Origin of the sequence: Sphaerospermopsis sp. LEGE 08334, from assembly GCF_015207205.1 — a bacterium.
Classification (GTDB): Bacteria; Cyanobacteriota; Cyanobacteriia; order Cyanobacteriales; family Nostocaceae; genus Sphaerospermopsis.
This window is the reverse complement of record NZ_JADEXH010000003.1, coordinates 144,614-171,369: the sequence shown is the minus strand read 5'-3', so window position 1 is coordinate 171,369 and position 26,756 is coordinate 144,614. Positions and strand designations below refer to the sequence as shown.

The 26,756-nt window shown below is 34.9% G+C and carries 20 protein-coding genes, 1 pseudogene and 2 CRISPR repeat arrays; of the genes and pseudogenes, 12 read left to right on the top strand and 9 right to left on the bottom strand.

What is annotated here, in order from left to right; translation table 11 throughout:
- Positions 1-58: 58 nt before the first annotated feature.
- From recG to IQ237_RS03100, 4 genes are all read left to right on the top strand, one after another.
- Entirely contained in the window at positions 59-2,575 is a 2,517-nt protein-coding gene (gene recG / locus IQ237_RS03115; RefSeq protein ID WP_194052189.1) for an ATP-dependent DNA helicase RecG, read from the top strand.
- Positions 2,576-2,937: 362 nt separating this feature from the next.
- Positions 2,938-4,035: an AAA family ATPase gene (locus tag IQ237_RS03110; protein ID WP_194052187.1), complete on the top strand. Its 1,098-nt coding sequence runs from the start codon at positions 2,938-2,940 to the stop codon at positions 4,033-4,035.
- Positions 4,035-4,718: a DUF4276 family protein gene (locus IQ237_RS03105; protein WP_194052185.1), complete on the top strand. Its 684-nt coding sequence runs from the start codon at positions 4,035-4,037 to the stop codon at positions 4,716-4,718. Before IQ237_RS03110 ends, IQ237_RS03105 begins: the two co-directional genes overlap by 1 nt.
- Positions 4,719-4,782: 64 nt before the next feature.
- On the top strand, positions 4,783-5,394 hold the full coding sequence (locus IQ237_RS03100) for a Uma2 family endonuclease (protein WP_194052183.1): 612 nt from the start codon (positions 4,783-4,785) through the stop codon (positions 5,392-5,394).
- Positions 5,395-5,813: 419 nt separating this feature from the next.
- Here IQ237_RS03100 and IQ237_RS03095 read toward each other — a convergent pair whose 3' ends face one another.
- Both IQ237_RS03095 and IQ237_RS03090 read right to left on the bottom strand, forming a co-directional pair.
- The gene (locus IQ237_RS03095) at positions 5,814-6,869 is read right to left on the bottom strand and encodes a tellurite resistance TerB family protein (RefSeq protein WP_194052181.1); all 1,056 of its coding nucleotides are present in this window, start codon (positions 6,867-6,869) and stop codon (positions 5,814-5,816) included.
- Between the two features lie 236 nt (positions 6,870-7,105).
- Complete coding sequence (locus tag IQ237_RS03090; protein WP_194052179.1) at positions 7,106-7,510, bottom strand: hypothetical protein; 405 nt, start codon at positions 7,508-7,510, stop codon at positions 7,106-7,108.
- Between the two features lie 95 nt (positions 7,511-7,605).
- Here IQ237_RS03090 and IQ237_RS26060 point away from each other — a divergent pair.
- A pseudogene (locus tag IQ237_RS26060) lies at positions 7,606-7,797 on the top strand (PEP/pyruvate-binding domain-containing protein); the annotation flags it as partial.
- 163 nt (positions 7,798-7,960) lie between these two features.
- A CRISPR array of direct repeats spans positions 7,961-8,434; the repeat unit is 36 nt; unit sequence GTTTCCATTAATTCCACTTCCTATAAAGGAAGCGAC.
- 252 nt (positions 8,435-8,686) lie between these two features.
- Here IQ237_RS26060 and IQ237_RS03080 read toward each other — a convergent pair.
- The 7 genes from IQ237_RS03080 to IQ237_RS03050 are packed head-to-tail and all read right to left on the bottom strand — an operon-like array spanning position 8,687 to position 16,567.
- Complete coding sequence (locus IQ237_RS03080; protein WP_194052174.1) at positions 8,687-8,965, bottom strand: hypothetical protein; 279 nt, start codon at positions 8,963-8,965, stop codon at positions 8,687-8,689.
- Between the two features lie 48 nt (positions 8,966-9,013).
- Positions 9,014-10,765, bottom strand: a complete 1,752-nt coding sequence (locus IQ237_RS03075; RefSeq protein ID WP_194052172.1) for a hypothetical protein — start codon at positions 10,763-10,765, stop codon at positions 9,014-9,016.
- Positions 10,766-10,780: 15 nt separating this feature from the next.
- On the bottom strand, positions 10,781-12,556 hold the full coding sequence (locus tag IQ237_RS03070; RefSeq protein WP_194052170.1) for a hypothetical protein: 1,776 nt from the start codon (positions 12,554-12,556) through the stop codon (positions 10,781-10,783).
- A complete protein-coding gene (locus IQ237_RS03065) occupies positions 12,556-13,011 on the bottom strand; it encodes a hypothetical protein (protein WP_194052168.1) in 456 nt (151 codons plus the stop codon). The genes IQ237_RS03070 and IQ237_RS03065 overlap by 1 nt, the downstream gene beginning before the upstream one ends.
- A gap of 2 nt (positions 13,012-13,013) precedes the next feature.
- Complete coding sequence (locus IQ237_RS03060; protein WP_194052166.1) at positions 13,014-13,883, bottom strand: RAMP superfamily CRISPR-associated protein; 870 nt, start codon at positions 13,881-13,883, stop codon at positions 13,014-13,016.
- On the bottom strand, positions 13,883-14,902 hold the full coding sequence (locus tag IQ237_RS03055; protein WP_194052164.1) for a type III-B CRISPR module-associated Cmr3 family protein: 1,020 nt from the start codon (positions 14,900-14,902) through the stop codon (positions 13,883-13,885). The genes IQ237_RS03060 and IQ237_RS03055 overlap by 1 nt, the downstream gene beginning before the upstream one ends.
- A 3-nt stretch (positions 14,903-14,905) precedes the next feature.
- Entirely contained in the window at positions 14,906-16,567 is a 1,662-nt protein-coding gene (locus tag IQ237_RS03050) for a type III-B CRISPR-associated protein Cas10/Cmr2 (protein ID WP_194052162.1), read from the bottom strand.
- A gap of 372 nt (positions 16,568-16,939) precedes the next feature.
- Here IQ237_RS03050 and IQ237_RS03045 point away from each other — a divergent pair, with 372 nt between their 5' ends.
- From IQ237_RS03045 to IQ237_RS03015, 7 genes are all read left to right on the top strand, one after another.
- A complete protein-coding gene (locus IQ237_RS03045) occupies positions 16,940-19,036 on the top strand; it encodes a WYL domain-containing protein (RefSeq protein WP_194052160.1) in 2,097 nt (698 codons plus the stop codon).
- Between the two features lie 209 nt (positions 19,037-19,245).
- Positions 19,246-19,812: a CRISPR direct-repeat array (repeat unit 36 nt; unit sequence GTTTCCATTAATTCCACTTCCTATAAAGGAAGCGAC).
- Between the two features lie 294 nt (positions 19,813-20,106).
- A complete protein-coding gene (gene csx18, locus IQ237_RS03040) occupies positions 20,107-20,379 on the top strand; it encodes a CRISPR-associated protein Csx18 (protein WP_194052158.1) in 273 nt (90 codons plus the stop codon).
- Positions 20,380-20,514: 135 nt separating this feature from the next.
- The gene (gene cas1 / locus IQ237_RS03035) at positions 20,515-21,507 is read left to right on the top strand and encodes a CRISPR-associated endonuclease Cas1 (protein ID WP_194052156.1); all 993 of its coding nucleotides are present in this window, start codon (positions 20,515-20,517) and stop codon (positions 21,505-21,507) included.
- Positions 21,507-21,785 carry a CRISPR-associated endonuclease Cas2 gene (cas2, locus tag IQ237_RS03030; RefSeq protein WP_194052154.1) on the top strand — a complete coding sequence of 93 codons (279 nt, stop codon included), beginning with the start codon at positions 21,507-21,509 and terminating at the stop codon, positions 21,783-21,785. The genes cas1 and cas2 overlap by 1 nt, the downstream gene beginning before the upstream one ends.
- Positions 21,786-21,921: 136 nt before the next feature.
- The gene (locus IQ237_RS03025; protein ID WP_194052144.1) at positions 21,922-23,427 is read left to right on the top strand and encodes a dolichyl-phosphate-mannose--protein mannosyltransferase; all 1,506 of its coding nucleotides are present in this window, start codon (positions 21,922-21,924) and stop codon (positions 23,425-23,427) included.
- A gap of 578 nt (positions 23,428-24,005) precedes the next feature.
- Positions 24,006-26,327, top strand: coding sequence for an ATP-binding protein (locus tag IQ237_RS03020; RefSeq protein WP_194052136.1), 2,322 nt, complete (start codon positions 24,006-24,008; stop codon positions 26,325-26,327).
- On the top strand, positions 26,281-26,727 hold the full coding sequence (locus IQ237_RS03015; protein WP_194052127.1) for a response regulator: 447 nt from the start codon (positions 26,281-26,283) through the stop codon (positions 26,725-26,727). Before IQ237_RS03020 ends, IQ237_RS03015 begins: the two co-directional genes overlap by 47 nt.
- The last annotated feature ends 29 nt before the right edge of the window (positions 26,728-26,756 follow it).

Genomic DNA, 26,756 nt, shown 5'->3' with positions numbered 1-26,756 from the left:
TGGTGATTGGGTAGAATTAACTAATGATTCATGACTAATGACTAACAACTAACAACTAATGACTAACGAAATTCCCGATTGGATAAGATTACATAAAGCCTTGGCGGTAGAGGCTGAAAATGGGTTTGTAGATTTGATGGGTAGACAATATCGCTTCAGTGAATTTCTCAGTTTAACCTTTGGGAAGTTTCCTCAAAGTTTACCAGCAAAAGAGCGATCGCGCTGGCATCATATCGCCTTTCAATTTGCTGAATATCCAGATTTAGCAGTAGAAATTAGACAGCAGTTAGTTGCTGAAGTTAAAACCTATCTTTATCAATTACAACAACAATTAGAATCGGGTGAACAGCAACATCAAGACATAAAAAAACAAGAAATTAAAACTCAGGAAATTAAAACCCAGGAAAAAAATTATTCAACAAAAACAGTTAAAACAACTCCTATTGTGACTGAAACCAGTCGGAGACTAGCGCCAAAAATTGAGCAAAAACTCAGCGATTTACCAGAAATTGGCATCAAGAGAGCAGAAAATTTATCTCGTTTAGATTTATCAACAGTGAGAGATTTACTGTTTTATTATCCTCGTGATTATATTGATTATGCTCGTCAAGTTAACATTCAAGAATTACAAGGAGGTGAAACAGTAACCATCATCGCCGAAGTTAAGCGTTGTAATTGTTTTACCAGTCCTAAAAATCAAAAGTTATCAATTTTAGAACTATTATTAAAAGATAAAAGTGGACAAATAAAAGTTAGTAGATTTTATGCCGGTGCTAGATTTAGTAGTCGTGGTTGGCAAGAAAGTTTAAAACGACGTTATGCTGTGGGTAGTGTGGTGGCTGCTTGTGGTTTAGTGAAAGCCAGTAAATATGGTTTAACCTTAGATAATCCCGAAATAGAAGTATTAGCAAATCCTGGTGATGCGATAGAATCTTTTACTATTGGGCGGGTTGTACCGATTTATGGTTTAACTGAAGGAGTTGTTGCAAATACCGTGAGACAAGCGGTAATGGCTGCTTTACCTGCGGCGGTAAATTTAAAAGATCCTTTACCAGTTGGTTTAAGAAAAAAATATGAATTAATGGAATTAAAAGACGCAATTCCTAATATTCATTTTCCTAAAGATAGTGATACTTTAAAGTATGCCCGTCGGCGTTTAGTATTTGATGAATTTTTCTATTTACAAATAGGTTTATTGCAACGTCAGAAAAAAGCTAAGGCAATTCAAACTAGCGCGGTTTTAGCACCAAAAGGTCAATTATTAGAACAATTTAACGAGATTTTACCTTTTAAATTTACTAACGCTCAACAAAGAGTTATTAACGATATTCTCAATGATTTACAAAAACCTACACCCATGAATCGGTTAGTACAGGGTGATGTAGGTTCGGGTAAAACTGTAGTAGCTGTAGTTGCGATTTTAGCAGCAATTCAATCGGGTTATCAAGCAGCTTTGATGGCTCCCACGGAAGTATTAGCAGAACAACATTATAGAAAGTTAGTTAGTTGGTTTAACCTGTTACATTTGCCAGTTGAATTATTAACAGGTTCAACAAAAACAGCCAAAAGGAGAGAAATTCATTCGCAATTAGAAACAGGTGAATTACCTCTTTTAGTGGGAACTCATGCGTTAATTCAAGATAAGGTAAATTTTCAAAGATTGGGTTTAGTTGTGATTGATGAACAGCATCGGTTTGGGGTGGAACAACGAGCGAAATTACAACAAAAAGGTGAACAACCCCACGTTTTAACCATGACTGCAACTCCTATTCCGAGAACATTAGCTTTAACAGTTCATGGTGATTTAGATGTGAGTCAAATTGATGAATTACCACCAGGAAGACAAGCAATTAAAACATCTTTGTTAACTGGTCAACAAAGACCCCAAGCTTATGATTTAATGCGGCGAGAAATTGCCCAAGGTAGGCAGATTTATGTAGTTTTGCCTTTGGTGGAAGAGTCAGAAAAATTAGATTTGCGTTCAGCAATAGATGAACATCAAAAATTACAAGAAAGCGTTTTTCCTGAGTTTCAAGTGGGGTTATTGCATGGAAGAATGACTTCAGCAGAAAAGGATGAAGCTATTACTAAATTCCGGGATAATGAAACCCAGATTTTAGTTTCTACGACGGTGGTAGAGGTGGGTGTGGATGTTCCTAATGCTACGGTGATGTTAATTGAACACGCGGAGAGGTTTGGGTTATCTCAGTTACACCAATTACGGGGTCGTGTGGGACGGGGTGCAGCGCAGTCCTATTGTTTATTGATGAGTAGTTCCAGAAGTCCTGATGCACAACAACGGTTGATGGTGCTGGTACAGTCTCAGGATGGGTTTTTTATTTCGGAAATGGATATGAGGTTTCGTGGTCCTGGGGAAGTGATGGGGACTAGACAATCTGGGGTAGCGGATTTTACTTTGGCTAGTTTGCTGGAAGATGAGGATGTGTTGCTGTTAGCGCGTCAAGCAGCAGAGAAAGTGATTGATATGGATGCGAGTTTAGCGCGTTGGCCGTTGATGAAGGAAGAGTTGCAGTATAGGTATGCGCGGTTAATGGGTGGAGCGATTTTGACTTAGAATGCAGCTAATTTTATTTAAGTAAGTCGGCACGAAAAAACCAAGGTGTGTAACACAATGTAAAGTTGCCAAAAACCTCCTGCCTCCTGCCTTGCCATAACGACAATTTTTAACACCTACCTACTTAGGTTGGGTTATTACAGAGATTTTCATATAATTGTGGTAGATTTTTTAACCTCACGCAAAGGCGCAAAGACGCAAAGGAAGAAAGTAATAAAACTTAGGTTTTTGTAAAAGTTTATTTTCTCTTTTGAATGATCATCTTTTTTTGTATGATTATTAAGTAGCTGTGATTATGGTTATTTGCTAAAATCAACTCAAAACTTTTGTATCATCACTTTTATAAATACTAATGATTGACTATGTTGCAAAGACTAAAAATTAATGGATTCAAGTCTATTAAAAATATGGATCTTGAATTGCGTCCTTTAAATATTTTAATTGGAGCTAACGGAGCAGGTAAAAGTAATCTCATTTCGTTTTTTAAGATGTTGAATGAGATGATGAATGATAGATTGCAGCAATATATTGCTGTATCTGGTTATGCTCATTCTCTTTTATATTTTGGACTGAAAATAACACCGCAAATAGAAGCACAATTAGAGTTTGATGTAAAAACAGACCTCCTTGTATATTCCATGCGTCTATTTCATGCTGCTGGGGATACTTTGATTTTTGCTGATGAGGGGTTTACCTGGAAATTTTCAGAAACTAAACACATTCCTTCAAGCACTAGCTCTTTCGGTTCAGGACATCAGGAAACAAAAATGATTGATGCAGCGAAAGCAGGTAGGGAAACGGCTCAAATTTTGCAATTTTTTCTCAACCAATGTCGTGTTTACCATTTCCATGACACATCTTCTACCGCAGCAGTTCGTCAATCTTGTTATGTTGGTGATAATAGGTTATTAATGTCTGATGCCGGAAATTTAGCTGCATTACTTTTGAGATTTCGTGAAGATAATAATTTAGTCTATCAGCGTATTATTAAAACCATTCGTTTAATTGCTCCATTTTTTGATGATTTTGTGCTTGAACCTAGAGGTAATAATGTTATTCTGAATTGGCGAGAAAAAGGATCAGATCAAGTTTTTGGATCACATCAATTTTCTGATGGTACATTGCGTGCTATTTGTTTAATTACTTTGCTTTTGCAACCAGAAGAAGAACTTCCAGCATTAATTATTGTTGATGAGCCGGAATTGGGTTTACATCCTTATGCTTTAAATATTATAGCGGCGATTTTTGGTAAGGCTTCCTATCATACACAAATTTTAATTAGTACCCAATCTACTGCTTTTCTAGATAATTTTAATCCTGAAGATGTAATTACTGTAGATAGAGTAGATAAAGAATCCATATTTAAAAGGTTAAATGCAGAAGAGTTAGAAGTTTGGTTAGAAGAATATAGTTTAGGAGAAATTTGGGAGAAAAATATCATTGGTGGAGGTCCCCACTAATGATCAGACTTTATTTATTTGCTGAAGGACAAACTGAACAGACATTTGCTGATAATATCCTTAAACCACATTTGGCTAAATATAATGTTTTTTTAGAGAAAATTATATTGATAGCTCATGCTAGAAGAAAAGGTAAAGTTCATCGTGGAGGTGGTCGAAAATACGAACCAATGAAGGATGATATTTTACGTTTTCTCAAACAAGAGAAAGGAGATAATGTTTTCTTTACAACGATGATTGATTTGTATGCGATCGCTCCTGATTTTCCAGGATTAAATCAGTCTGAAAAATTACGTCAACATCCTTTACAAAGAGTAGAATTTTTAGAGAAAAATTTTGCTGATGATATTGATGATCCGCGATTCATACCTTACATTCAATTACATGAATACGAAGCTTATCTGTTTTCTGAACCAAGTTGTTTTGAGTTTATTTATAATGACTGCTTAGACAAAGTTAAAATTCTCCAGAATATGGCTAATATTTATGAAACTCCTGAATTTATAAATGATGGAATAGAAACAGCACCTAGTAAACGCATTATTTCCCAGTTTCCTGCTTATGAAAAAGGAAAAGTTGCTGATGGTTCACAATTGGCTGAATTAATAGGTTTGGAAACAATTAGGAATAAGTGTCCTCACTTTAATTCATGGTTGTTGCAACTTGAATCATTAACAGGATAAAATATTTATATACCCAAATTTAACTATGGTATGTTGCTGAATATTATAAATAGGAAATGTAATCATGGTTATTGCTTCCACCTATCCACCAAACCCCACAACAGAGGTAAAAAAAACAAACTTCACTTCAGATGAATATCGCGCAATGGAGGAAACAGCTACAGAAAGACATGAATATTCTAACGGAGAAATTATTGTTATGCCTGGAGGTTCAGAAGTTCATAGCCGTATTGGTGTAAATATTACTACGTTGCTCAATGTAGCTTTGAGAGATACTGATTTTCAAACTTATAATGGTGATTTAAGAATTTGGATTCCTGAATTTAATCATGGTACTTATGCTGATGTGATGGTGATTAATGGTGAACCAATATTTAATAATAATCGCACTGATGAAATTCTCAATCCTTCATTAATTATTGAGGTGCTTTCACCTTCCACTGAAGGTTATGATAGAGGCGATAAATTTAGAAAATATCGCTCAGTTTCTAGTTTTTGTGAATATCTGCTGGTAAGTCAAACAGAACCTTATATTGATCATTATTATAAACAGGAAAATCCCAATAATAATCTTTGGCAATTACAAACTTATGATCAGATTGATAAATCAATTTTTCTGCACAGTTTAAATGTAGAAGTTCCTATAAATGAAATTTATCGACGGATTAAATTTTAATTGTTTTGGATAGATGATTTTGGATTGTATTGATAACCTTCAATCCAAAATCTAAAATCTAAAATTTTATTAACCTCTCACCTACTAACTAGGGTTTGCTGAATAAACATGAAAAGATTACAGGTAAAGGGTTTGAGCCGTTTTCAGGTAAAAAAAGTGCAAGCTTTTACGGGGTGGAAACTTAAAAACCTTGCATTTACAGCATATTTCATACCAGTGAGGTACAAACTCAAATCATAAAACCTTTGTGGAACAGGCATCCTGCCTGTTAACCTTGTACCTCATTTACCTCGAAACTGCTGTAATTCCTACTCAAAGGAAAAATCGTTCCTATCCAACTCTTGAAACTGTCACCGTGGCGTAGCACCGTGGCGTAGCACCTGTCACCTGTCATCACGACAAGACTTTTTCAGCAAACCCTAACTAAACTCCATTGTCTCGATAAACTCTAAAATATTTTGCTTAATATCCTCAGCTTCATCCAAAATAGAACCCGGAATGTCACCTTTAAAAAATGTCCGCTGACTGCTAACTATATACAAAAACTCACCATTGATAAATGCTAACAAACCCCGATAGGCATCTAATCTGATGGCATTGCCGTTCTTTTCTTGTTTGGAAATTGTTGAACCTTTGGGCATATCAACTAATACATAATAATAACCTTTTAAGGTATCTTGCAGATATTCTGTATATTTGATTTCTGCACCTTCAACATTGGCAAAAATGGCTTGTGGTAAATATTTTTCGATTAAAATAGAGTGGAGATATGTTTCCTGTCCCTGAGATTCCATTGTTGCTAAATGTTCGTTTGGTAGAGGATAATAATCAATTCTCAGTAAAGTACCGACATCATCAGAAAAGCCAACTATTCCTTCTTGACTTTGAATTTTTCCTCCCTGTTCTGGGGTAACTGGTATGGGAACAATAAAATTACCCAAAGGTGATTGATATATTTCTTGTCCAAATTCGTCTAATAATACTGTTTCCTGTTCTGTCTGGGCATATTCTTCTTGATATTCTGCTTCTTCTATTGCAGCTATGATTTCTTTGATAATTTCTTCTGCTTCTATATCTTCTAGTTCTAAGGCTTGTTGTAATTTTTTAATATAAGGCTGTTTTGGTGTAGGGATAGTCAGGTTTTCGTCGTCTAAAAGCATTACTACCCCAGCAGCAAAGGCATCTAATACTATTTCATCTACAAGGCTGGTGTTGGCGGTGTTGAATAATGCCCCTAGCCCTTCATTTTCGGCGATCGCTACTAGTCTATCAACTATTTCTAGCATTTCCTCGGCTGAGTATTCATCAAAAACCTCAAATTCCCAGAGAATACTGGCTAAACTTTCTGCATCTAAGTCTTCAATGGAAGAATCAATTATTCCGGTAATTACACCTATAGCGGCTACCGCTTCTTCTGGACTTAGTGATTCTTCTGAGATTTCTTTTGACTGAAATATTTTATCATACTTGGTCATAATAGTTAGCTCCATCAATGGTCTTTTAGTAATAACCGATGTCTCAGGGTAACAATTGTTAGTTTAGCAAGGAGGCAAACCTTGTCTAGATTTTATTTAGTGATTTTAGTAATCTATGTAACCAGCAAAGGATACCACAAACTAGTGGCCACTTTTCCTGATTACTGTTTTTTCCCTATAGATAAGGTTTCTAAATCTGATTTTTGAGTTTCATTCATACACAAACCCATGTAACCTTATTTACTAGATTGAGTAATACGTTCCTCTATATCTTCCAAGGTGCGTAACAATAGACGTTTTGCTTGTAACTGCCAACCCCATTTTTGGATTCTAAAAGCTGCTAAAGTTCCCAGTATGGCTGCTAATAAACCGATAGGTTGATTTAGAGAAATTCCCAATAATAAACCCAAACCGCCAATACCCCAAAATGGCAAAGCTGCTGCTTGTCTTTGTTTCTCTACTATTTCTGCAATTTTACCAGATTGCATTGTAGCTAATAATTCGGATTTCATTTGCCGTTGTTGTACTAATGATAAGGATAAACTTATCTTCCTGCGTAGTTTTTCTATCTTTCTGGCATCAGTGCTGTACTCGGTTAGTTCATCTTCTGCCATTTTCAAGAATTTTTCTAATTGTGACATGGTGCATCTATCCGCTGTTTTATGTACAGTTATTATCTCTAATATTTGTTCATTTTTCTTGACTAGAGTATTATAATCACCCCGATCACCTAATGGTATTGGTGATTTTGCCTTTTCCTAAGGATCTGCGAGGTGCGATCGCCACTGCATACCAAATTCTTTGTCAAGAATACAACGCAGATACGGATGTTGCAGTCTGTTCTAGCGCCACTGCGGAAGACTTACCTGATGCGAGTTTTGCGGGACAGCAAGAAAGTTATCTGAATATTGTTGGTGTTGATACTATTAGTTTGAATCCTGATTCGGTTTTACAGACTATGTTAGCAGTGGCAAAGTGTGAAGATTCTGTTTAATTATCCCCGTTTTTTGAGGATTATTTTGCTGTTAATTAACTAATTAAATATAAAATTCGGGGATCTAGTTAAGGTTTAAGATCCCCGATTTTTTCATGTTTCTATTCATTCCACTTCCTATAAAGGAAGCGACTTGCTATTGCTGCTATCAAATCCGATATTCCATTAGTTTCCATTAATTCCACTTCCTATAAAGGAAGCGACTTACGCTCACCTACTCTTAACCTTTTCCTTTCTAGGTTTCCATTAATTCCACTTCCTATAAAGGAAGCGACGAAAGTACGATCTAGAGACTGATGATGCCTATATAAGCATGTTTCCATTAATTCCACTTCCTATAAAGGAAGCGACACTATTAATTGGACTAATGCTTCTGCATTAGCCACTTTGTTTCCATTAATTCCACTTCCTATAAAGGAAGCGACTTGACAAGACATCAGGAACCAGCGGCGGCGGGTCTAGTTTCCATTAATTCCACTTCCTATAAAGGAAGCGACGTAGTTGACAACAGGGATAAGTTTGTAGAGTTTCTGAGGTTTCCATTAATTCCACTTCCTATAAAGGAAGCGACCCCTCTAGTATAAACCCTTGCTGTGCCTAGTGTCTAGAGGCTGTTTGCGAAGGTCACTGAAAACAGGACAATTTTCAGCCAAAAACCACCAACCAAAACGCCTGAAACCCTTACACAGAGCCAGAGCGAAGTTCACAACGAAAGAATCAGCATTTGAGCCTTCTTGGGCTGACCTTCGCAAAAAATCAAAACTAATACAAAAACCTGTCATATACTGCTGACTCCTGACTCCTGAATTCTTACATTTGTAGATTAGTTAATTGAATTTGCTAATTGTTGCAATTTCTCCTCCAATTGATTTTCTATAGGTTGTTCTGGGGAAAGTGCAAATAATTTTAATGCCTTCAAAAATGGTGATTTCACATTTTGGACATAAGCTGCATGAACTTCATTAATTGACGGTTCAGGTTGATTATTTGCTGGTTGAGTTTTATTAATTGGGTGTTGATTTTGATCAATTGAGTGTTGATCCTGATTAGTTGATTTATTAATTGCAGTCGAAAATCTGGCGATATCATGATCATGAGACAAAGAGATTATTACTAAAGGTGTAAGAAGGAACGCATTATTTCCAGTTATTCAACGTAGCTTACTAGCTATTTCTTGTAATTTTTTTCGCAAATCACTTTCTTGGTAAGGTAATCCTAATTTCTGAATTTGTTCTAAAAATGGTTTTTTAACTTTTTCTTGATAAGCCGTAAATACACCTGCATTATCATCAGTATACGGTGAGATATCTTGTTGATTACCTAATAAATATTTAATTACTTCTGCTGGTTTAGCACCTACTAAATTGTGCATTAATTGATTACGTCTATCATCTTCAAATTCTCTATCATATTGACCTATAAATTCCATTAGATCCCAAGATGTAAAGTTTGATGAGTTTGATGATAATTTTTTTAGCCATGCCAGCATACCTGTATTACTGCCAATTACACTAAAATTGCCATGATCAGATTTATCATCTTTACCTCTATCTTTATTAAACTTTTTAGACAAGTCAGGATCATTAGTCGGAAAATCTAATTGTTTTAAAATATCAAGTTTATAAGACTTAATATTTTCAATATGTGTTATGCCTAGCAATTTTTTCAAATGATTATCTAACTCTCGATACTTTTTATCTTTAGGATCTTTAGCAAAACCTAAACCTGATTTAGTCCATTCAATGACTCTTGTTACCTGTAATCGCTTTGAATTTCCATTAACAGATAAATTAAAGTAAGAATATTGATTAGATAATTCTTTCATGATTGCTGCTTTGAGAAAAGTTTCATGGGCAGCAGCTAATAAAGCTATACCTTGAATATAGCTTTGTTCTTGAAAGTAACAACTCACAAGTTCTAAAGCATTTACTACTCGTTTTATTGCATCTTTTATTAACGTCTCTGGAGCAATTTTTCTACTTTTATCTAGTTCAGTTTCGATATTAAAAAATCTCACCAATTCTATTAGTTCTTCTTTCACAGTTTCATCAATATCAATGGTATCCAAAATATTTAAAGCAGCACCAGGTAAACCACTTTCAATTAATTGTTTAGCCTTTTGCAGTTGAATACCTCTTGCATATTTTGAACTATCAATAGGCTGTGGTTTATACTCTAATTTTAAATTCCCTGTATTTATATCATAATCATATAATGGATTACTAACTAAAAACTTCACCTTCTTGAACTTACTTAAACTGACAAACTGTAATGCAGAAGATATTGCAGGTGTACCAGCTTGATGACTTATGTAAACCGTTTCATTCTGTTCAAAGTTATAATTGACTTCTACAATAGCTTCATGAATTTTTCTTTCAACTTCAGATAAAGTATATTCCCAATGATCTAAACCTTGTTCCTTAGATTCTGGTATTAAAGTTTTGAACAAAATTTTTGTATTGTCAATTTTTTTAGATTCAAAATACATTTCAAAAATTGTTTTAAGTTCTATTGTATCTTGCCAATAGGGACATTCTGGAGATGAATTTTCACCATTAATAGCAAAAATACTAGATTGATCTGTTAGTAAAACAATAATTTTATTTAGCTCATTCTGAAGATAATTCTTCTCAAAAAAATCCAAAAAAGTATTAAGAAGTGGAAAATCCAGATCATCAAAATTTTCCTGCCATTTCTCTTTATAAGCTAACCCTAATACTCGCGCTGGAACTGGATAAAGTCTTGTTAAATCATCTTTAGTTAAGTTAATAAACTTATTATTACGATCATGACAAACCTCAAGAGGAGGTTTTTCCATCACATCTTCAAATAAACCTTGCCAATTATCATCAGTTTTTAACTGCACATCACTATTACCGGTGCTAAGAATCCAAATTGCCATGATTAAATCTCCTGATTACCAAATTTTTTCAAAACCACTCTTATCTGTATCTGCTAAGAAATTCAAAAATTTCTCATCTGATGATTCTTTCCTAAAAATTGTTAATAACTCCACATAACCCTGTCCTCTTACTATTTGATTATTGGAATTAATGATATATCTTGGGTACATTCTGTGCCAAATACGTCCTGTATTACCCATCGAACCACTTAAAGGATGAGGATTTTTAATGGAATTTGTACCATCATAATTACCATGAAACCAATGTATAGCTTTACTTTTGCCATTTTCAGCAAACCGTCCCCATACTTCAACTTTTGGAGAATACCAAGATTCACGCCAACTTGCTATTCCTGGGTTACGTTGTTTATTGTTTGGTATCCTCTTTTTGATAAGATTTTGGACATCATTAATAAACACTGCAATATCAGAAAGTTGATTAACTGGTAAATACAGCAATTGAGAATCATTGATAAATTCCCAATTACAACCAATTACTTGTTTACGGGGATTTTCAAAATAACTAGAGTAAAACTTTTTATGACATATTCGCCGCCATGATTTACCAAAGCCACTAAATAAAATTGTAAATTGAACTAACTTAGTTGATAATTCACGTAAATTAGAAATCTCTTGTTCAGGTAAATTATCGTGCATACACAAAATATTTAATTTACCTTGACTGATTTGATAAAATTGCTTTTCTTTCTCAAATCTAATATGAGATGGTTGATAATCAAAACCAATTCCTAGCAATCCTACAAATGTTTGCTTATCTTCGTCATCATTGTTAAAACCACCCCAAATTTTACAAGTTTGTTCTTTTGCAGTATTGACATCAGTTAATCCTCCTAAAAGTCGAAGAGTATGCCCACGCAAGGCAGCTTTAAACATATTAGGACGAAATTCTTTAGTTCCATCAACTAATTTAGATGTTGCACCTTGTCCCTGAAGATGAATTTGTATTAATTGACTGTGGCTATCAATATTTTGAAATTGTCCATAACCGGCACTAACTCTTGAACCCAGACCTTTAGAAAGTGCAAATTCCCATATTTCCCAAATCTTTTTCCATTCTGAAGTATTAAGTTTTTTAGTGCTAGAAATACCAAAATTTAACTTTACATGATGTAATGAAATTTGTGCATTAGCATTTGTTTTTTTATCTTTAATTACTTGTTTCTCGTCTTGACAGTGAATAATATCTACTAAATTTTTTGTCCAATTCATATCTACTGGATAAGCACCATGAAAGCGCAATATTCCAGGTTTATAACTACCATCATCTAGTTTTGCACCACAATAATTTTCAGTTTCTTCTGTTGAAAGAGACATTTGTTTGCAAGCACGCAAGAAAGCACCTTTCATACTTGCACCTGAATAATAAGGAAAACCTTTTGCACCAATAATAGGGCGAATTACTCCCTCATCTTGTCCACTATTAGTAACAAGTCTCCATCTTATTGTATATTCCTTTGTTTCTACGCCATTACCAAACTGTGGAATATTTAACTCAACTTTTGCACTAGATACACTTGGTTTTGGGGAACGTGCAAGCGCAAGATTATTACTAGGACGTGCAGTTCCAGAGTTTCTATTTTTCTGCACAGGAGGAGGTTGTATAGGTTTTTGCAGTTCTTCAGTAGGAAGTATATCTTTAGGAAAAACCTGTTTCCAATTATTAACCCATTTATCTGCATCTTGGATATTTCTGTCTTTAATAACTCTATGAACTTGACATCTAGGATGAATTTGAGCGCGAAACATCATTGGTATATCTTCATTATTCATTATTGTTCTCCTGAAGATTGATTTTTGTCTGAAGGTTGATTTTTATATCGTTGTGTCCACCAAACTAAACTATCGCAAAGCTGTGTTAAAACTGCCAGGGTAATTCTTTGATGTTCTATCGGGAAAGTTTCTTTATCCCATAGTTTTTTGCTCATCCGTTCAATGTCTTCTGTGATAAAATTATTATTTCTATCACGACCTATATTTTCATTAGGTACTTCAATTCCAGCATTGTGCATCACTCTTACTAAAGTTGACCAAGTATCGCGCCAATATTCACCTTTTTCTTTTTCTTTAGGCTTGCCAATTAAACGTAAGTTTTCACCCCAAAATCTTTCCAAACCATAGGCAACAGTAACGCGCATTTTGTGTGATTCATTTAACACATCTTTATCTTTGTATTTAATTACAAGTTTTTGCGCTTCTCTGTCCAATTCGTAAGAATGCCAAGCCATATTTATATCTCCTTAACTGTTAAATAACAATGACCAAAACCTATAGATTCTAGTCCTCCTAAATAAATTTCACCACTGGTAGTACCATTAATAGGTTTCCAATCTTTATCATTAGGTTTGATAGCAATTGGAAAAGCTAAAACCGTACCTTCTGGTAATGCTTCAACATTGAAAAATGCCCCTTTCTTAGCCTTTTTTACTTTTTCTTCTAAAGCCACCCGACTTTGACGATATAAAGCCATATCATGAATCATTGGCATATCATTATCATCAACAACTATAGCCGGATACTTTTTATCTAAAGGAAACCAGTCTTTTAAGTCCTTCGTGTGTTCAATTGTTAAAAATCCCAAATTGAAAAATAGAAACTTTTTACCTTTGAATTCTTTATCTTTAGATTTAGACTCTAATGGTGTTAGCTGTTCTGAAGCTGTATATGTTTTCGGAAGTTCGGCTGTAATACCAGTAATTCTTTTATATCTATTTAAAAGACTTGGACAACTAACCCAAACAATAGGTTGACCAGGACAAAATACTGGTAGCCAAACAATTGAAGCATATTCTAATTTAATTAAAGCCTCATTTTTTAGATTCTCACTTCCTGATTCTGACTTTTGACCATACCAAATTTCTTCATCAATATTTGGTGGTATGTCTAATATTTTTCCTGCTTCTTTTTGTTTGGCTAAAAAATCTTTATAAATTCGCATATCAGCACGAAGACGACCACGAATTGAACTACCGGGAATAACACCAGTTTGGGTAAATTGATCACGAAAAATAAGATTCAAATTTCCGTCTTCTTCTCCTGCTGATGCACCCACATGAACAGGTGCTAAAGTCTCAATAATACCATAGGCTTTGTTATACATTATGCTGCTCCTTTTTGCAAAGATAGATTTTCAATTTTGATTGGTAAACACAAACCACACCCGACTTTTTTGAGACTATAACCTTCATCGGGAAACCATTTTTGATCCCATTCCCACCAAGATTTACCTAAAGGTTGATCAAAAACATAAACAGTTCCAGGAGGAACAGCATAACGTCCTCTACCAAGTCTTCCAGATAAGCGGTAACGATAGGGTATTGGTTTTTCTGTTAAGATGTGTGCTGGTTTGGGAAAATTTGGATGTTCTGGGTAACGATGGGAGAGACGATTTGAACCCCAAACAGCAGGTGTTATGAAAGCACAAGCATCTTCTATTGATTCTTGTAAAAATTTTTTAGTTTCATCTTTAATTTTTTCTGATTCAATTTCTACAACATGATTTTCACCTCCAAAACGATACCAACCGCTAGGTAATTCATGGGTAGATAAGTAAACCAAACTTATATTATCTGGTACTCTTACCGCAGTTTCTAAAAATAATCCATCTTTAGGTAGTGAACACCTTTGTTCATTATCCATTTGAGGGTGTAAAAAACTGACATATTCCCAAGGTGGATTAGCTGAGTTTGCTTTTTTAATTATTGGTAAAGAAAAATTCTGAATCCAAGATTTTATAGTTTGCCAAGAAACAGAAGATTCCATTTTTGGTCTTGATTTATCTTTAGGCTTATTCTTAATATCCCATTTTCCATCTTCATTGATAATCCACTCATTGATGTTATCTTCACCAATGATTTTAGATTTAGGAATGGGAACATAAAAATTTTGTTCTTTTTTAGAATCTGCCCAAAAAGGTCCAGCAGTATATAGTTTTTGTTGCAATTCTTCTTTGATGCTTTTATTTTTAAAGTTTGCACTAAAGAATAATCCCGATAAAGCAGCAGCATCAGGTGGGAATTTAGCACCAGAACGACCTACTAAATTTTCAGGTGACAGAAATGCTCCTGCGCTTCCATACATCAATCCTAATGGTTTTATAATGATTAAATATTCAAACATAAGTTACTCCGGTTTTGAGCATAAATGCCAGCCAATATTAATTAAATCTTCAATCCACGTAATCATTAATGGTGCGGATTCTGTTTTACGAGTAACATTGTTAGGATCTTTGTTACCACATACAAGATATTTTTCTTTGTTTTTGAGAATATCTTTACAACCAGGAAAATACATTTCTATAAAGTCAATTAACCCAGAAAGATTATCTAATACCTTCAGTTCATTGATATATGTATGGTGTTTATTGGGTGATAAACCAAAACTATGACGAGCTTTTAATGTTGCTAAATCACTATAAACATGACTCCAGTTAGGAAAATCATCTTTATTTCTTCCCTTACATTCCCACTCATAAAATGTTTTACCATCCCTATCTCGATATTTCATCAAAATCCCCAAATCATCCCAGGGACAAGTCCACTGGACATATTGACCACTATTAAAAACCACCCGAATAGTAACTCTATTCCTCCCTAAATTTTTTGCTTCCTTTTCCGCTTCTCGACAATGTTGTAAAACATCTCGCTGGGGAACACTACCCGCAACCCAAACAAAACCCACACTCACAGTAATTTTTTCACCATGTTTTTTCCATGTATTATTTAAAGTTAATAACCATTCATAAGCTGTAAATGGAGAAATCTGTTTTTGAGTATCTTCACTATAAATAATTCCTAAAAAATCATCACCACCAGCGTAAACAACTCTACCTAATTTTTGTTTTAAATTAAATCTGTCATCAAATTGTTTACCCCAATTTCGCATTGCTTTACTAAATTTTTTTATTTCTTTATCACCATTTTCTTTCTGCGCTAATTCTTGTAAATGTTCTCCAACTTTGTCACCATCTCCCATAAACCACCCTGTCCATTGTCCGCGTATAGTTTCTGTTGGTTTACGTTGAATTTCTGCAAAACTTTTATCTAGTTCTTGTATTTCTAATTCTTCAGCTATTTCTGGCCAAGTAACCAGACGTTTGACCAATTCAGGAATACTCAATTTTTCATTCAAGGCAATAAATTTACCTTCCGGTATTTCTGAGTTCTGTTCTGTTATTTCCGCTAATTTCTGATAAAAAGCTTCAATTTCCTTCTTTTCATCACTATATTTTATCTCTTTAGGATTACGTCTTTCTGCACCCATACCAGGAAAAGCGATCCCATCAGTACCAGTTAAACTAGAACTTTCACCAATCCAATTTACCGCAGTCCAATCACGGGATAATTTTTTAGTTTCTAAATCCTCCATTGCATCTTTAATAGTACATCCACATCCTTGAAATATCTCCCAAGTGTGACAACCCCATAAACTCCATTCTCTATCCCATTCATACTTAAATTCAGGAAATTTATCTTGAGATAAATTATCTGTATCTATCCATTTTTTACAGACTTTCAAGACATTTTTCCAGTTTCTTAGCAAGACTTCTTTAGCTTGGTCTTGGCTAACATAACCTTTAATCAAAATTCGGTTAGGCATTCCTTTTTGTAAATTATGACTTGCAGGAGAAATTACCTCTAATGTTGGTGGTTTATGAAACTCTTCTACTAACTTTTGACTCAAATAAGACAGAATTAAAGAACCACCATACAAGTCACGAAGCTTGCGGGATTTCTCAATAAACCCTTGAACGGGAGCGAAGGTGATAGCAGTATATATATTCATAGGTTCTGTATCTCCTTGTTGTGCTTAGTTTTTAACATACACGCTAAAAGTTATACTGTGTGCAAAAAAAATATTTTGTAAGATTTAGTCAAAAAAATCCACAAGTTTAGTTATAAATCGTTAAGTTTTTGCACGTAAATTTCACATTTGCGAAGATATATCAACAAATTTGACTGTTTTTTGCAATCTGTGAAGATTGACGCATTTATGTTGTGTTTTTATCTTAAAGGTAAAAAACCGATTGTAAACTGCTACTCATGCGAATGACGAAATTCACCAGGTAAATGAGGTAAAAAAATTCGTGCTTCGCTTGAAAACACTAGACTTTTACTCTAGTGAACGGGAGAAAATGCAAAACAAGTATGAACAAAAATGTCCACCCCTCCCATCTGTCATTTCTTGATCGGTGTCCCCGGTAGCGGGAAGTCAACTTTTGCTGCTTATCTTGCTAAATTGGGGAATTATCGCGTTATTTCGACTGATGCTATTCGTCAGCAACTCTATGGTGATGCAGCTATTCAAGGTGTGTGGACGGAAATAGAAGCAAAGGTGATTTCTGAAATTGTCACCGCTATTACTGAAGGTATTTGTGTAATTTATGATGCTACTAATGCCAAGCGTGCATGGAGACTGAATTTATTGCAAAAGTTAGATCAAAAGTTAGATCAAAAGTTCAATTTAGCGATCGCTTCCCCTATCTTATGGATGGGTTGGTATTTACACACACCTATTCAAACCTGTAAACACTGGAATAAACAACGCACTCGTCAAGTTCCAGAAGCAGAAATTGATAAAATGTACCAATCTCTGCAAGATTTTCCCCCAGTTGCAGCGGAAGGATTTGCAATAATTAAAGAAGTTGATATCACGTCTGCAAAGTTCAATTTTCAACAAATATCTACTTATATTCAACAACTTGATCGGACTCTCATCAACCGCACAAATCGCAATAGTCAAATTACTATTCACGCTTATAGTAAATTACTGGATTTTGAGCGATTGATGTATTTATTATCTTTAATTATTCGCTATCCAGGAATTGGTAATTTACAAGCAACTCACCCTAGTTTGTTAGCTTCTCTTTTGGGTAAAGTTCCTGAATTTACAACTTCCCTAGAAGAAATTACAACTTGTATAAGTCAATTGTTTGGCAATATCTATGCAGATGAAAAAGCCATAACTGCTGATTTACTTTGGTTACAAAAAAATTCCTTTATTGGTGTCAATACTATTTCCTCATCTTCCCATACTTCCATCTTCCCTGGAGCTAGTTCTATTACTTCTGTAATTTCCCTCTCTACTCACCCTTATTCTGATTTCCCAGCATTCCAGCGATTATTACAAACAATTAGATTCATTTTACATCATCCATTTTTAGTCAATTCTGGCCAGGGAAGTTTAAAAACCCTAGTGTTTGCAATGCAAGAACAGGGGATAATTAATAGTAATGTTTTAGATTCTGTCCGTAAAGATATTGAGAAAGTGCTGAAACCCTATCAAATTTTACCTAATTTTCCTATGCGCGATGGTTATTTTGCGGGAACTGCAATTTTATCACAATTAGAATTAACCCAAGTGTTTCAAGTCCTCCAGTCTCAAGCACAAAGTCTCAATGATCCCATAGCTTTAGAGATTTATGAAAAATTTGCTACTCGCATGGAGAAAAGTAAATTAGGTGTGAGTGAAGTGTATCCTGTAAGAGCGATCGCAAATCGTAGTATGATTGACCCAGAATATTTACCATCAGAATCTTTAGCGAGAAATTTACCAAGAGTTGAAGAAGCGATCGCTAACGGACAACTTTTAGAATTAAATCGCTTTCCTGGTGGTGGTAAATTTGCACAGGATGAAGCAGGATTCTTTTTAGCATTTCCCCTACAAATTGTTTTTTCTAACTCTGCTTGGTACTTGGGTTATGAATGTGTATCAGGTAAATATTCTAGCTTATTTCGCTTTGAAAGATTAGATAGATTATTTATTGGTAAACCCCAAAATCAAACCCGTTCTCGACAACAACAGGAAACAGCTTTAAAACAACTTCAAATATTATCAGCAGCTAGTGGAGGAATTTTTTTAGGATATAGTTCCCAAGATCAACAGCAATTTCTTACTGGTAATAAACAACAACGTTCTCAAGTTTGCGTTATTGTGGAACTGTGGTTTAATGATGCCATGTTTCGGTTTGTTGCTGAAGGAACTAAACGCTTTCCAGCACAACAGATGAAAATGTCTTTACCAGTTACCGGAAATAAATTAAATTTACCAAAAGCTATTTTTTGTTTAGAGAAAACAGAAGATAATAAATTTCCCCATCGCTTTCAAATAAAATTACCTCAATGGTGTTTAGAAGATATAGAATTATTACGCTGGATTCTTGGTTTTAAAGCAGGTGTAAAGGTTGTCAAGCCACAATTATTAGTGGATAAAATTAAGCAAATTGGTGAGGATATGGTCAATATTTATAGATAGTCCCCCTCTAGATCCCCTACTTCTTTTATCAATTTTCTAAAAAACAGATAATTCCACAAGGAAGTCGGGGATCTGAATCTTTCCATTCATTAGTTTGGACTAGATCCCCGACTTCTACGATTAATTATCTGTTAAATAGCAAGATTTTGGAAGAAGTCGGGGATCTGAATATTCATTGATTGAATATCCCCGATTTCTTTTCAGGTAATGTTTCCATTAATTCCACTTCCTATAAAGGAAGCGACATCGAAAGATTGGGAAGTATTGATAATCTTTTCCCTGCCGTTTCCATTAATTCCACTTCCTATAAAGGAAGCGACCCGGCACAGGGGGAAACTCCAACGCCACCGGGGGAGTGTTTCCATTAATTCCACTTCCTATAAAGGAAGCGACTATCGTGGCTTCAGCAACGGCAAGACACAGCTTGTGTATTGTCAGGTTTCCATTAATTCCACTTCCTATAAAGGAAGCGACACCAAAGGATGCTCTCGTTATTCATTATGACAAGAACAAGTTTCCATTAATTCCACTTCCTATAAAGGAAGCGACCATGGAAACGGCGTGTTCTAGCAATTTTCCCCAACTAAGTTTCCATTAATTCCACTTCCTATAAAGGAAGCGACCCTGCGGACAGGCAGAGCCAGGGCTGAGAAAAATTGTTCGTTTCCATTAATTCCACTTCCTATAAAGGAAGCGACCTGGAAAAATCACAACACAGCACAGTTCACTAGGATGTTACAGTTTCCATTAATTCCACTTCCTATAAAGGAAGCGACCTCCTCATAGTATAAACCCAGACAGCGACTAATGTCTAGATGCCATTTGCGACGGGGTATGAAACCAAGACCATTTTCAGGTAAAACCAACACAGTCAGAAGCCCTAAAACCCCTACACAGCAACACATCGGCAGGGGCAACGAAAAAATCAGAATTTCCACCCCTCAGCGTACCCGGCCGCAAAAAAATCAACACCAATAAAAAAAATCGTCATTCGCATGAAACCACTTGTATAAACTTTCTATACCGATTAACTTAAAAAAAACAGCATCAACTCAAATCCCAAGTAAATTATGTATATTTCTCATCGTGCGGCCTTAGTACGAAACTTAGCAGTTTCCTTACTCAATGGTGGAATTACACTCATAATTTTGTTAATTGCACCATTAGGACTAGCAGCAGTAATTATCAACACACTTTTAGTCACACTTGCTAGTTTTATAAATGCCACAGCAGGAGATACAATTGTTCGTTTTTTGCAACCAACTCAAATTAAAACAATGATAGCAGAAATCATCTCACAACAGTCAATAATAATTAATTCTTCACAAAAAAATCAAGACTAAATTTCTATTATGGATTTCTAAATGAGGCGTAAAAAAAGATCCCTGACTCCTTTTTTACTCTTGCCGAAAAAATATTAATTAATGTTACAAAGCGGTAATCTAAGTTGACAAAAAATCAATCATAAAATAAAAAACATGAGAACACTTTACGTCTCACGCCAAGGTTGTTGTATCTCCCTCAAAGCGGAAACATTAATAGTTAAACAAGGAGAAACAATTCACGGCGAAATTCAACTACCACTACTAGAACAAATATTAATCTTTGGTAAATCGCAAATCACAACCCAGGCGATTCGTAGCTGTCTTTGGCGAGATATACCCATTGCTTATTTATCAAGAATGGGATATTGTTATGGTCGATTAATGCCCATAGAAAGAGGATATCGGCGCTTATCTCGTTATCAACAAGAACTCACAACAATTGATAAACTCATAGTAGCTAGAAAAATCATTCAAGCCAAATTAAAAAACAGTCGCACATTCCTACAACGTCAACAACGACGCAACCCTTCCACCACCGCCGATATTAGCATTAAAAGCTTACAAGTGTTAATTGAAAAAGCCGGAGAAGCTGAAACAATAGAACGTTTAATGGGCTTAGAAGGTGCTGGTGCTGCTCAATATTTTTCCGCATTTGGTGAATGTTTAAATAATCCTAACTTTATATTTTTAGCCCGCAGTCGTCGTCCTCCAGGCAACCCAGTTAATGCTATGCTGAGTTTTGGTTATCAAATTCTCTGGAATCACCTATTAACATTAATTGAACTCCAAGGATTAGATCCCTATTATGCTTGTTTACATCAAGGAACAGAACGCCATGCAGCTTTAGCTTCTGACTTAATTGAAGAATTTAGAACACCAATTATTGATTCCTTAGTATTGTGGTTAGTTAATACTAAAATTATGGATGCTAACAACGATTTTGAATATCATGATAGTGGTTGTTATTTAAATAATTCAGGTAGACAAAAATATATTAAATATTTCCTCCAAAGATTAGAAGAAGAAGTCCAAAACTCTCAAGAAGAAAAACAACCACGTTGGGATTTAATGACCCAGCAAATTAAAGCCTTTAAAGATTTTGTTTATCAACCAAGTCAAATGTATAAACCTTATCAAATTCGCTAATGTTATTTTACGTTATTGTCTATGATATTCCCTGTGATAAACGACGTAAAAAAGTATCAGATATCTTGGAAGGATATGGTCAACGAGTCCAATATTCAGTTTTTGAATGTATTCTTAACCAAGATAAATATAAAGAACTCAAAAAACGACTGCATAAACAAGTAAATCTGACAGAAGATAGCGTCAGATTTTATCCATTAACCAAACATACACTCAACCAAATAGAAACCTGGGGAAAAACACCAGTTACAGAAATTCCCAACTCAACGATAATTTAAAACCGTTCAGGATCTGAGTAAGTTTATACATAAAAAAGATAATTCAAATATAGTTGAATCATTGCCCTAATTGAATTACCATAGCTTATGGTCATAATAAACTGACCCTAACAGCTATTTACACATTTAATTAGCAATGACTAAAAAATGGTTTCGGATATGTACGACGGTAATATTTCTCCTGTCATTTAGTTTACGTTTTTGGGGATTAGACCGATTTAATACCCTCGTATTTGATGAAGTTTACTTTGCTCAGTTTGGTAATAATTATCTTACCAACACTCCCTTTTTTAATGCCCATCCCCCACTAAGTCAATATATCATTGGTTTAGGAATTTGGATTGGTAATCATATTCCCTTTTGGCAAAATACTGTCAATGGTGCAACAGGTTCTTTATTATCTCCTTGGAGTTATCGGTGGGCAAATGCTTTTACAGGTTCATTAATTCCCTTAATAGTTATTTTCCTCACTTATCAATTAAGCTATCGTGGTGGTTTCGCTCTATTGGCAGGTTTATTTACAGCTTTGGATGGTTTATTTTTGGTAGAATCTCGCTATGCTTTAAGTAATATCTATATAGTGATTTTTGGATTAATCGGACACTGGTTTTTATTATTAGCTTTGGAGAAACAAAATCAACAACGTTGGTTTGCTTTATTCATAGCTGGAATTAGTTTTGGTGCTTCCATTGGTACAAAATGGAACGGTTTATGGTTTCTTGCTGGTGCTTATGGAATGTGGATAGCAGCTTGGATAATTCGTTGGTTGCAATCTTTTTCACCTTCACCACGATCACCTTTATTTTCTTATTTACGCAACTCCTTTTCAGCCAATAATAATCAAATTAAAAATCAAGAAAATACCCCACAAATACCACTACAAAAAATTACGCAAATCAATATTTTACAAATGGGATTTTTTCTCGGAATTATCCCTATATTAATGTACAGTTTAATTTGGATTCCTCATCTCCAACTAGACACAAGTTATGGATTTATAGAAGTTCACCAACAAATTTTACAGTTTCATCTTCAGTTAGGTGGTAATGATTCTAGTGTACATCCTTATTGTGCTGCATGGTATAAATGGCCATTAATGACTCGCCCAATGGCTTATTATTATCAAATTACTCAAAGTTTTCAAGATCCCCTTCCTGTATTTGGACCACCCTTACCTCCTGGTGCGGGGAAAGTGGTTTATGATGTTCATGCAATGGGTAATCCTTTTTTATGGTGGTTTGGTTTGGCAGTGATTATATTTTTAGTAGTCATGTTATTTGTAAAAATCATTTTACCTGGAATACAACAACAACGATTATTTATTCCCAAAAATCTCGGCGTTGATACTTGGATTGGTTTATATATTGTTATCAATTATGCTGCTAATTTATTACCTTGGGTGAAAGTAAATCGCTGTGTATTTATCTACCATTATATGAGTGCAGTGGTATTTACATTTATTGCACTTGCTTGGTTTGTTGATCAATGTCTTCGCAGTTATTATAGAGGAATGCGGATATTTGGACTGACAATCACTTTTACTATTATAGTTGCTTTTGTTTTTTGGCTACCTATTTATTTAGGTTTACCTCTTTCTATGGAAGATTATCACCTACGGATGTGGTTTAGAAGTTGGATTTGATGTAAAAGTGGCAATAAATATCCCCGACTTCTTATTTTGATAATTTCCATTAAATCTGATTGATGTTCAGAAGTCAGGGATCTGGAATTTAAGATCCAAGATTTGATTTTTTCTTAATATATCTACATAAAAAGCGTTTAATTACTCACTTGTGTTTTACATTTATTATCGGTATTCAGAATAACTACCTGTTAAACTGTAAGCAGTTAGGGTAAATCTACCCAATTACAAAAAAGCAAGGCAATGATATAGAGAATACAAAAAATTAACCAAGTAATCACCAAATCTAGAAAAAGCAAATTAGTATAATTTAACATCTCATTCAGTTTCTTAGCTACATAATCATCTGCAAGTTAGTTGAAAAAAACCAGGACTTATGCAAAAAGGAACGAAAGTAGGGGTAATTCATGAATTACCCCTACGCAAGAATAAGGTTTTCAGTCACATCTTGCGTAAGTCCTAAAAACATTGAAAAGTGCTAAGAGAGTTACATCTGGGTAGGTTAATAAACCTGACAAGTGAAAACATCTATCGCTAACTCTGCTCTTGATGCACCTAGATAATAGAGGGGAATCGTGATGGATATCAGCTTACAACTACAAAGCTTACAACTACAAAATGTTTCAGATATTAATATAACCAGCTTGAAAGAAGCACCAATTCATCTTTCTAGCCAAATTCAACCTTATGGTATTCTGTTAGTATTAGAAGAACCAGAATTAAACGTATTACAGGTTAGTAATAATACCTTAAATGTTTTCGGCATTTCTCCCGAAAATATGGTGCAGAAAAAATTAGAAGATTTAATCGATCCATTCCAGTTTGAGAGAATTAAATCTGGGTTATTAGATCAGAATCTAGATTTTATCAATCCTACCAAACTTTGGATTAAGAGAAAAGGTGATGAATACACAGTATTTGATGCTGTATTTCACCGTAATTCCGAAGGTTTTTTAATTCTAGAATTAGAACCTGCAATTTCCCAAGAAAATATTCCCTTTTTAAGCTTTTACCACTTAGCCAGAACATCCATTAATCGGTTAGAAAACACCAAAAATCTGAGAGAATTTTGTCAAATCATTGTTCAAGAAGTGCGAAAAGTCACCGGATTTGATCGAGTCATGCTATATAAATTCAATGATGATGGACATGGTTCAGTTATTGCGGAAGAAAAAATAGATGAATTAGAATCTTACCTGGGTTTACATTATCCAGAATCAGACATTCCCAAACCAGCGAGAAAATTATTTATTGATAATTCTATCAGGTTAATTCCCGATGCTAATATAGAACCTGTAAGAATTTTTCCTGTTGATAATCCTGTTACAAATCGTCCAGTTGATTTAACTAACTCTATTCTCAGAAGTCCCGCACCTTGCCATATAGAATATTTACATAATATGGGAGTTGCTTCTTCTTTAACCATCTCTTTGATTAAAGATAAAAAACTTTGGGGATTGATTGCTTGTCATCATATCACACCTAAATATATTTCCTATGAATTGCGAAAAGCTTGCGAATTTTTAGGGAGAGTGATATTTTCTGAAATTTCCGCTAGAGAAGAAACAGAAGATTACGATTATCGCATGAATTTGACCTATATTCAATCACTTTTAGTTGAATATATGTCCCAAGAAGATAACTTTATTGATGGTTTGGTGAAAAACCAACCAAATCTTTTAGATTTAACCAGTGCCACAGGAGCAGCAGTTTGTTTTGGAGGAAATTATACTTTAATTGGGGAAACTCCCAAAGAAGAAGAACTGAATTTTTTAGTAGAATGGTTAAAGAATAATATAGAGGATGAAGTCTTTTATACGGATTCTTTGGCTAATATTTACCCAGATGCGATTAGTTTTAAAAATGTCGCTAGTGGTTTATTAGCTATTCCTATTTCCCAAAGGAATTATGTATTATGGTTTAGACCGGAGGTGATTCAAACTGTTAATTGGGGTGGAAATCCTAATCAAGCTTTTGAAGTTAATCAAACTCAGGGAAATTTACATTTATGTCCCCGGAAATCATTTGAACTGTGGAAAGAAACAGTTAAATTAACATCCTTACCTTGGCAATATGTAGAAATCAAAGCAGCTTTAGAATTGCGGAAAGCAATAGTAAATATTGTATTACGTCAAGCGGATGAATTAGCACAATTAGCCCATGATTTAGAAAGATCAAATGCGGAATTGAAAAAATTTGCCTATGTTGCTTCCCATGATTTACAAGAACCACTAAATCAAGTAGCAAATTATGTGCAATTATTAGAAATGCGTTATGAAGCTGCCCTTGATGAAGATGCAAAAGAATTTATTAATTTTGCAGTCGAGGGAGTCAGCTTAATGCAAACCTTGATTGATGATGTATTAGCATATTCCAAAGTTGATACTCAAGCGATCGCATTTCAAGTTACAGAAGTAGAAACAGCCTTAGAAAGAGCGTTAAGCAACCTCCGCAAACGCATTTCCGAAACCGGCACAACTATTACCCATGACCCCTTACCCACAGTCATGGCTGATGGTACACAAATAATGCAACTATTTTTGAACTTGATCGGTAATGCGATCAAATTCCGCAGTAACGAACCACCAAAAATTCATATAGGTGCAGAAAGATTAGAAGATGAATGGTTGTTCTCAGTACGCGATAATGGAATAGGCATAGATCCGCAATTTAGCGATCGCATTTTTGTCATCTTTCAACGTCTCCACACCAGGGATGAATACCCCGGTACTGGTATGGGTTTAGCAATTTGTAAAAAAATCATTGAATGCCATCGGGGGCGAATTTGGGTAGAGTCACAACTCGGACAAGGTGCAACCTTCTACTTTACCATTCCAGCAGGAGGACGTGATCGTGAGCGTAGAAACGGAAGAAACACACAAAATAATCTTTTTAGTTGAGGATAATAAAGCCGACATTCGCCTCATCCAAGAAGCATTAAAAACCAGTTCACTACCTCATCAGGTAGTGACAGTTAGGGATGGAATAGACGCAATGGCCTATCTGCGTCAAGAAGGTGAATATGCAAATGCCATACGCCCCGATCTGATTCTTCTTGATTTAAATTTACCCAGAAAAGATGGACGAGAAGTATTAGCAGAAATTAAATCTGATCCCAAACTCAAACGCATTCCTGTGGTAGTGTTAACAACTTCCAAAAACGAAGATGACATTTACCACAGTTACGACTTGCACGTAAACTGTTACATCACCAAATCCCGCAACCTCGCCCAATTATTTCAAATAGTCAAAGGTATCGAAGAATTTTGGTTTGCTACCGCCACTTTACCAACAGAATAATACTGGTGATTGGTGATTGGTAATTGGTG